Source organism: Corynebacterium sp., from assembly GCF_012837295.1.
GTDB lineage: Bacteria > Actinomycetota > Actinomycetes > Mycobacteriales > Mycobacteriaceae > Corynebacterium.
This window is the reverse complement of record NZ_DURI01000010.1, coordinates 1-8,237: the sequence shown is the minus strand read 5'-3', so window position 1 is coordinate 8,237 and position 8,237 is coordinate 1. Positions and strand designations below refer to the sequence as shown.

Annotated in this window: 8 protein-coding genes and 1 pseudogene; 4 read left to right on the top strand and 5 right to left on the bottom strand. The window is 66.4% G+C overall.

The window, feature by feature from the left end:
* From GX015_RS00330 to GX015_RS00315, 4 genes are all read left to right on the top strand, one after another.
* On the top strand, window positions 1–367 hold a 367-nt coding region (locus GX015_RS00330; protein WP_291341919.1), incomplete at its 5' end, for a hypothetical protein.
* Window positions 368–410: 43 nt separating this feature from the next.
* Entirely contained in the window at window positions 411–1,340 is a 930-nt protein-coding gene (gene trxB / locus GX015_RS00325; RefSeq protein WP_291341918.1) for a thioredoxin-disulfide reductase, read from the top strand.
* A gap of 99 nt (window positions 1,341–1,439) precedes the next feature.
* A complete protein-coding gene (gene trxA / locus GX015_RS00320; RefSeq protein ID WP_291341920.1) occupies window positions 1,440–1,763 on the top strand; it encodes a thioredoxin in 324 nt (107 codons plus the stop codon).
* Between the two features lie 69 nt (window positions 1,764–1,832).
* Window positions 1,833–3,020 (top strand): N-acetylmuramoyl-L-alanine amidase, encoded by a 1,188-nt coding sequence (locus GX015_RS00315; RefSeq protein ID WP_291341917.1) that lies wholly within the window; start codon window positions 1,833–1,835, stop codon window positions 3,018–3,020.
* On the opposite strand, the gene GX015_RS00310 is transcribed toward GX015_RS00315, so the two are convergent.
* The 5 genes and pseudogenes from GX015_RS00310 to GX015_RS12730 all read right to left on the bottom strand — a co-directional run.
* Window positions 2,978–3,940 carry a hypothetical protein gene (locus GX015_RS00310; protein WP_291341915.1) on the bottom strand — a complete coding sequence of 321 codons (963 nt, stop codon included), beginning with the start codon at window positions 3,938–3,940 and terminating at the stop codon, window positions 2,978–2,980. The two genes, GX015_RS00315 and GX015_RS00310, sit on opposite strands and share 43 nt — an antisense overlap.
* Window positions 3,941–3,950: 10 nt before the next feature.
* Window positions 3,951–5,273: a ParB/RepB/Spo0J family partition protein gene (locus tag GX015_RS00305; protein WP_291341914.1), complete on the bottom strand. Its 1,323-nt coding sequence runs from the start codon at window positions 5,271–5,273 to the stop codon at window positions 3,951–3,953.
* Window positions 5,274–5,288: 15 nt separating this feature from the next.
* The gene (locus GX015_RS00300) at window positions 5,289–6,215 is read right to left on the bottom strand and encodes a ParA family protein (RefSeq protein ID WP_291341913.1); all 927 of its coding nucleotides are present in this window, start codon (window positions 6,213–6,215) and stop codon (window positions 5,289–5,291) included.
* A 302-nt stretch (window positions 6,216–6,517) separates the two neighbouring features.
* Complete coding sequence (gene rsmG / locus GX015_RS00295; protein ID WP_291341912.1) at window positions 6,518–7,252, bottom strand: 16S rRNA (guanine(527)-N(7))-methyltransferase RsmG; 735 nt, start codon at window positions 7,250–7,252, stop codon at window positions 6,518–6,520.
* A 646-nt stretch (window positions 7,253–7,898) separates the two neighbouring features.
* Window positions 7,899–8,237 (bottom strand): annotated as a pseudogene (locus tag GX015_RS12730) (YidC/Oxa1 family membrane protein insertase); the annotation flags it as partial.

Below are 8,237 nucleotides of genomic sequence, written 5' to 3'. Positions count from 1 at the left end.
GGACCGGCCGACCGCGGTCGGCGACGCGGGGGACGGGGCGTCGTCAAGCACGGTTGCCCAACCCGACCCCGCGCAACCGGACATCGACCTGGCCGCCCTCGGCCCCGCCGTGGCGGACGCACTGGGGGGCACCGACTTTGGCGGACTGCGCAACCCCGGACTCGCGGGAAAATGCCTGGCCGCGCACGGCGAAAGCGAGAACGCCCTGCTCGGCGCCGCGCCCATGGCCCACGGCGACCGTGTCGGCCAACTGTTCGTGCTGTCCGCGGGAATGCACGGGCGCGTCACCGTGTTGTTGACCATGAACACGTGCGGAGCAGAACCCACGGCGCCCGTGCTGCATCGCACGATCGGCGCCCCCGGGTAGGCTGCCCCTGGTACAGCGAGCGCCCAGCAGGAGGAACACCCCCATGTCCGACACCATCCACGACGTCATCATCGTCGGCTCCGGCCCCGCCGGATACACCGCCGCCATCTACGCCGCCCGCGCCGAGCTCAAGCCCGTCGTGTTCGAGGGCGTCGAGTTCGGCGGATCGCTGATGACGACCACGGAGGTGGAGAACTTCCCCGGCTTCGCCGAGGGCATCCAGGGCCCCGACCTCATGGACCAGATGCGCTCCCAGGCCGAGCGTTTCGGCGCCGACCTGCGCATGGAGCACGTCGACCGCATGGACCTGACCGGCGACGTGAAGTCCGTGTGGGTCGGCGACGAGGAGCACAAGGGCCGCACCGTCATCCTCGCGATGGGCGCCGCCCCGCGCTACCTGGGCGTCCCCGGCGAGCAGGAGCTGCTCGGCCACGGCGTCAGCTCCTGCGCCACCTGCGACGGCTTCTTCTTCCGCGACCACGACATCGCCGTCATCGGCGGCGGCGACTCCGCGATGGAGGAGGCGACGTTCCTGACCAAGTTCGCCAAGTCCGTCACCATCGTCCACCGCCGCGACGAGTTCCGCGCCTCGGCGATCATGGAGGAGCGCGCCCGCAACAACGAGAAGATCCGCTTCGCCACCAACAAGGTCGTCGAGGAGGTCGTGGGCGACGGGTCCGTCAGCACCCTGAAGCTGAAGGACACCGTCACCGGCGAGATCTCCGAGCTGCCCGTCACCGCGATGTTCGTCGCCATCGGCCACGACCCCCGCTCGCAGATGGTCGCCGGTCAGGTCGACCTGGACGAGTCCGGCTACGTCAAGGTCGACTCGCCGTCCACCCGCACCTCGCTCCCGGGCGTGTTCGCCGCCGGCGACCTCGTCGATTCGCACTACCAGCAGGCCATTTCCGCCGCCGGCACCGGCTGCACCGCCGCCATCGACGCCGAGCACCACCTGGCGTCGCTGGGGTAGGAGCCGCCCGGCACCCGGGGCGGGCGCCGAAAGGGGCTGGGCCCCGATCACCCGCCCTGATATACTTCGCCAATCTAATACCGAGTTATTTTTAGGAGAATCATGTCCGTCGTCAACGTCACCGCCGCGAACTTCAAGTCCACGGTCATCGAGTCCGACAAGCCCGTCCTCGTCGACTTCTGGGCAGAGTGGTGCGGCCCCTGCCGCAAGCTCGCCCCCGTCATCGAGGAGCTGGCCGCCGAGATGGGCGACCAGGCGGTCATCGCCAAGTGCGACATCGAGGCCGAGCGCACCCTCGCCGCGATGTTCCAGATCATGTCCATTCCCGCGCTGCTGATCTTCAAGGGCGGCCAGAAGGTCGACGAGATCGTCGGCGTCAAGCCGAAGGCCGAGATCCGTCGCAAGGTTGAAGCTCAGCTCTAACTGGTAGCGTGTGACCATGGGCAACCGTTCGGGTCGCCCATCGGAGCATGCCAAGGAAGGGGACGCCCGGTGCCGGAGTATCTGCAGGTGGGGGAGCGATCGCCGCGAGTAGCGGAGGTGCGCACCACGCTGGCCAGACTTGGCCTGATGCCGGATTACGCCGGGGATGCCATCCAGCAGGACTCGCCGCAATGGAGCGGCGACGACGATCTCTTCGACGATGATTTGCGCGATGCGCTGCTGGCCTTCCAGCAGTCGCGCGGCATCCGCGCCGATGGCGTGATCCGAGACTCGACGCTGAAGATCCTCCGCGAGGCCTCGTACGTCCTCGGCGCCCGCGTGCTGGCCTTCGATCCGCTGGGGCCGTTGACGGGCGACGACATCGTGCAGCTCCAGAAAGTCCTGCAGGATCTCGGGTTCTTCGACACCCGCATCGACGGGCACTTCGGCCCGCTCACCGACGCCGCGGTGCGCGATTACCAGCTCAACTACGCCCTCGAGCCCGACGGCGTCTGCGGCCCCAAAACGTTCCGCGCGCTGAGCTACCTCGGCCGCCGAGTCACGGGCGGGTCGCACGTCGCCATGCGCGAGCGCGAGCAGGTGCGTGCCGCCGGCCCGAAGTTGTCGGGCAAGCGCGTCGTCATCGACCCGGGCCGCAGCTCCGACGACCCCGGCATGACCGTCCAGGGGCCCTTCGGTCCGATCACCGAGGAGGAGATCCTGTGGGATCTCGCCTCCCGCGTCGAAGGTCGGTTGGTCGCCGCCGGCGCAGAAACCATCCTGTCGCGCCCGCGGACGGGCGCTCCGTCCATCGAAGAGCGGGCCGAGATGGCCAACGCCTTCGGCGCCGACGTGATGATCTCCCTGCGCGCCGACCGCTACCAGAACGAGCGCGCCTCCGGACTGGCCACGTTCTACTTCGGGTCGATGGTGGGCAACAACTCGATCCTCGGCCAGCAGCTGTCGGGCCTGATCCAGCGCGAGATCGTCGCCCGCACGCCCCTGGGGGACTGCCGCACGCACGCGCGCACATGGGATCTCATGCGGCTGACCCGCATGCCCACCGTCGAGGTCGTGGTTGGCTACCTGACCAATCCGGATGACGTCGAGGTGCTGACCACCCCGGATCACCGGGATCAGATCGCCGAGGCCATCGTCGTCGGCGTCAAGCGCCTCTACCTCACGGAAGAGGACGATCAGCCGCTGACCGGCACCTACAGCTTCGTCGAGCTCCTGGAAGCGGAGAAGGACGCGTAGAACTGCGCGGCCACGAGCTGGTCCAGCGCATCCGAGACGGCCGCGGCCCAGTCGAGGTCCGGGTCCAGTTCACGGCGCAACCGGGGATGCGTCTGGTGGGGCGCGACCACCGTGAAGCCGGAGTTGATGAGCACCCGGGTGGGGATGACGTCGCCGGCGCCATGATTGATGGCGCCCAGGGCGGTCGACTCGCACCGGTGCGGCGTGCGCGGCGCGTCCACGGCGTGGAGGATCGACTCGGTCAGCGACATGTCCTCGCGTGGGATGAGGTTGGCGTCGTCATCTCCGTCACCGGAGCAGCCGAAGGCCTCGACGGCGCGGATGCCACGGCCCGCCAGGTGCGTCACGGCCGCGTTGACCAATGATTCCTCGATTCCCTGATCCGCCATTATCGGGTCGATGTGGAGGCTCGTCAGCATCACCGCATCTGCGGACACGGGGCCGGTCGGCATGCGCCGCGAGGTAGGCGCGAAACGGGGCGGTACGAACAGCAGCGTGGCCATGACGCCCTTGCCGGTCGCCTCGGACATGCTCAGGCCGCAGGCACCCCAGTCGACGCGCACGCGATTGAGCCACAGCTCCTTCTCCAGCTCCGCGTCCATGCCCGCGCGGGTGCGGTTGTTGGCCGATCCGGGCGCCAGAGGGTCCTGGGAGCCGTCATCGGCCCCGGAACGACCTCGGCCCGCCGCAGTGCCCCTCGGCCCCTGAGAATGGCCCTGAAGGCCCATTTTGCGCCAAGGGTTGCCCACGACGCGGTTCGGATTCGCCACTGGCCCGGCATCCGGCGTCTCATCGGGCCCATCGCCGATCGCCGACGCCGCCTGCTCCGGTTCGACTTCCCAGAAGAGGCTGCGCATCGTATCGGGGTGGATCGTCCGGCGGTTCGCCAGATCGATGGGGCCGATGAATCCCGGTGACATGGCCGCCGACTCAGGCCTTGCCGGCGTCGTCGATGAGCGACATGATGCGGTCGAAGTCCTCGAGGTCTCCGAATTCGATGACGATGCGTCCCTTGCGCTTGCCCATCGTCGCCGACACCTTCGTGTCGAAGGTGTCGGAGAGCCGGTCCGCCCATGCGCCGAGCTTCTCGGGCTGGGGGAGCGCCTCGCGCTTGCGCGGCCCCGTCGCCTCCTCGCCACGGTTGAGCAGCGTCACCGCTTCCTCGGTCGCGCGGACCGACAGCCCCTCGGCGACCACTCGATTGGCCAACAACGACTGGTCCTCGGCGCCCGTCTTGACGCCGAGCAGCGCCCGGGCATGGCCCGCGGTGAGCACCCCGGCCGCGACACGTCGCTGCACGTCGACGGGCAGCTGCAGCAGGCGGATCATGTTGGTGATCGCCGGACGGGAACGGCCGATGCGATCGGCGAGCTCCGCCTGCGTCACCTCGAATTCCTCGAGCAGCTGCTGGTAGGCCGCCGCCTCTTCGAGGGGATTGAGCTGGACGCGGTGGATGTTCTCCAGCAGCGCATCGCGCAGCATCGACGAATCCGACGTTTCGCGGATGATCGCCGGAATGGCGTCGAGCCCCGCGAGCTGGCTGGCGCGCCAGCGCCGTTCGCCCATGATGATCTCGAACTCCGGCTGCGGAGCGTTGGGATCCTTGGCCCGGGCATCGGCGAGGGCCTTGTCGCGGACGTCATCGCCGATGGGCCGGACCACGATCGGCTGCATGAGCCCGAACTCGCGGATCGAATGCGCAAGTTCCTGCAGAGGCTCCTCGTCGAAGACCTCGCGCGGCTGCCGCGGGTTCGGGACGATCAACGGGATGGGGATTTCACGGTACGACGCGCCGATGTCCGTGGCCTCATACTCGGACGCCTCGTCGCCTACGGCACTCCGCTGCCCGGCCCCGTCGTGCTTGGCTCCGGCCGCCTTCGACTCCGCCTGCTTCACACCTGCCTGCTTTGAACCGCGGCCGGAATTGGTCTCCGATGTTTCACGTGAAACATCGGAGCCTGCGTGACGACGATTGTCCGTTTCGTCACTGTGACGATTCTTAGTGGAACGGCGATCGGCCGCTGTTTCGTCACTGTGACGTTTCGAGCCATCGCTCAGTTTCGCATCGGTGACGTTGCCGTGGGGATTCGCGTCCGACAATCCGGATGACGCCGGCCGACGCGAACGCGGGCCGAAAATGATGTCCGCCGCGTCCTCGCCGACGGCGGGGTTCTGCTCGGGCGCCGTCGGAATCAGCGCCGCCAACCCGCGGCCGAGACCTCCACGGCGAGTGTCCTTCTTCTCCTGGGCCATGATGTCGTCCTTCGCCTACTGATTCTCGGGGGCGACGCCAACGGCACCGCTGCTGGGGGAGGGGAGGTAATCGCCGCGGGCGGCGAGCTCCTTCGCCGCATCCATGTAGGCGAGCGCACCACGGGAACCCGGGTCATAACTGATGATGGTCTGACCGTAGCCCGGCGCCTCCGAGACCTTCACCGAACGGGGAATGACGTTGCGGAGAACCGCGTCCCCGAAGTGACGGCGCACCTCGGACGCGACTTCGTCCGCGAGCTTGGTCCGTCCGTCGTACATGGTGAGCAGCACCGCGGAAATGTGGAGCTCGGGATTGAGATGCTGCCTGATCATCTGCACGTTGTTGAGCAGCTGGGTGACGCCCTCGAGTGCGTAAAACTCGCACTGGATCGGAATGATGACCTCGGAGGCCGCCGTCATCGAGTTCAGCGTCAACAGGCCAAGGGAGGGCGGGCAGTCGATGATCAGGTAGTCGAACCCCTGCTCCTCGAGGAACTCATCGGTGATCGCCTGGCGCAACCGACGCTCGCGGTTGAAGAGATTCACCAACTCGATCTCGGAGCCGGCGAGGTCGAGAGTCGCGGGAATGCACCAGAGATTCTCGTTCTCGGGGGACTGCTGCATCGCCTCTTCGGGAGAAACCTCGCCGATGAGAACCTCGTACGTGGAGACGGTGCCGCTCCGGTGCTCGACGTCGAGCGCCGTGGACGCGTTGCCCTGCGGATCGTTGTCGATGACGAGAACCTTCAGACCATGATGCGCGAGAGCGGAGGCGAAGTTGACTGCGGACGTGGTTTTGCCGACTCCGCCCTTCTGATTCGCGAACGCGATGCGTCGCGTCGCCTCCGGCTTCGGCAGCGTGAGCTTATTGGGCCCCTTCACCTGAGCCGCCCTTCGCGCGGCTGCGGCGATCGGCGAGTCTTCCCACGACTTGCGGGCCATCAAACATCCCCTTCAGCTCCGGTTTCGCACCGGCTATCCGACCAAAATTCACCTGGTCCACATGCGGGATGGACCACCGGGAGGTGATCCCCCGCGGGGCCCATCGTACGGCTCTCACTCTAGCCCTTCTTCCGGATCACCCTCAATGGCCGAGCATGAGGGCAGGCAATCGCTGCGAAACCCGATGTTTCACGTGAAACAATGAGCTCCTGGGCGGGGCAGAAAAACTCGGACGGGAAACATCATGTGGGCCCAATAGAGAAATCCGGCGATGTTTCACGTGAAACATCGCCGGCTTCTCTCTACTGCTTCCGGATCTGCACGACGTACGTCGGGGTCTCCAAGAGATCCTTGCCGACTTCGACGATGACGGGCTGACGCCCCTTCGCCTTCTTGATGAGCTTCGCATCCCGCTCGATCTCTTCGGCCGCGGAGGAACCCTTCATCGCTATCATCTGCCCACCGGACCTAACGAGGGGCAACGACCAACCCGCGAGCTTGCCCAGGGGAGCCACCGCGCGGGACGTCACGACGTCGACAAGCCCCGCCGCCTTGCGAACGACCTTCTCTTCGGCTCGACCGCGAATGACCGTGACGTTGTCGAGTTGAAGGTCCGCGACCACCTCGTCGAGGAACGTGGTGCGGCGCAGCAGCGGTTCGATCAAGATGACCTGAACATCCGGGCGCGCGATGGCGAGGGGGATACCGGGCAGACCGGCACCGGATCCGATGTCCGCGACAGTCGCCCCGTCGGGAATCACGTCCGCGAGTGCGGCGCAGTTGAGGATGTGCCGGTCCCACAGACGGGGAACCTCGCGGGGTCCGATCAGGCCTCGAACGGTCGCGTGTTCCGCCAACCACGCGTGGTATTGATCCGCCAGATCACCGCGCTCGCCGAAGGCTTTCGCAATGGCGGCGTCGGGACGTGCACCCGCGTTCTCCGCACCCCCGTCCACGGCCCGATTGCCATTGTCACCATCGGCTGCCAATACCGGGTCCACGGGGTCCAAAGGCGAGTGATCCTGCGGTTCCGTCATGTCTTCTCCATTGTCGTTTAGAGTCTTCTTCGCGCGAACGCATGCCCTGTCATGCCCGGACAAGGCCTTCGATCTGACCCGTCCCATCCGGCGTTTCATTCGAGTACGGAAGCGCCGACCATGCCGCAATGTTTCACGTGAAACATCGCACGGTTGACCTCGAGGGAAAACCTCCGGAAGCAGGAGCTTCAGCCCCCAACACGTCCAACGGATCCACCGGCATCCATGGGCACTGCAGAGATCCATGGACGCGCGGCCCGGAAATGACAGCCATGTCATTTGCGGGACGCAATATGGTGGCCCGCTCACTGCCGATCCGATCAACGCCCCCAGTGTACGGGCACGAAAAACGCCCCACCGAAACGGTGGGGCGTTCTCGCGTACTCGCGTAGACGGGAAGCGTCAGCGGCTACCGATTGCCTCTGCGGTTCTTCTTGCTCTTCTTCCGCTGACCCGGAGCCGGCTTCTGTCCGGGCGCCGGCTTCACGGACGGAGCGGCGGAGCCGGACGCCGCGGTCGCACCCTCGGCATCAACCTGTTCATCGACTGCGGCGGAATCCTCGGCGGTCGAAATTTCCGCGACGGAACCCTCGTCGAGTTTCTTGGCGACGGGGGACTCCGGAAGATGGCTCTTCTTCTGGGCCTTCTTGCCGCCCTTCTTCGGGTTGCTCGGCTTGACGCCGACCTTGGGGGCCATCTTCTCCTGGGAGATGCGCTTGGCCTCCTTCTCCGCCTCCAGCTCGGCCGCCTCTTCACGATCGATCTTGGCGAAGATGTACTTCTGCTGGAAGTAGGTCCACACGTTGTTGGTGACCATGTAGACGAGCAGGCCGATGTGCCACAGGAAGCCCGTCGCCAGAATCATGATGGGCATGAACCAGAGCATCATCTTGTTCATCATGTCCATCTGCTGGCCCATCATGCCCTCCTGCTGCTGCTGGAGGCCGGCCGCCTGACGGCGCTTGGTGCGGCCGATCGACATGCG

Coding starts and splice junctions, on each gene's coding strand:
- trxB (WP_291341918.1), top strand. CDS start 411: ATGTCCGACACCATCCACGACGTCATCATCGTCGGCTCCGGCCCCGCC.
- GX015_RS00310 (WP_291341915.1), bottom strand. CDS start 3,940: ATGTCACCGGGATTCATCGGCCCCATCGATCTGGCGAACCGCCGGACG.
- GX015_RS00305 (WP_291341914.1), bottom strand. CDS start 5,273: ATGGCCCAGGAGAAGAAGGACACTCGCCGTGGAGGTCTCGGCCGCGGG.
- GX015_RS00300 (WP_291341913.1), bottom strand. CDS start 6,215: ATGGCCCGCAAGTCGTGGGAAGACTCGCCGATCGCCGCAGCCGCGCGA.
- rsmG (WP_291341912.1), bottom strand. CDS start 7,252: ATGACGGAACCGCAGGATCACTCGCCTTTGGACCCCGTGGACCCGGTA.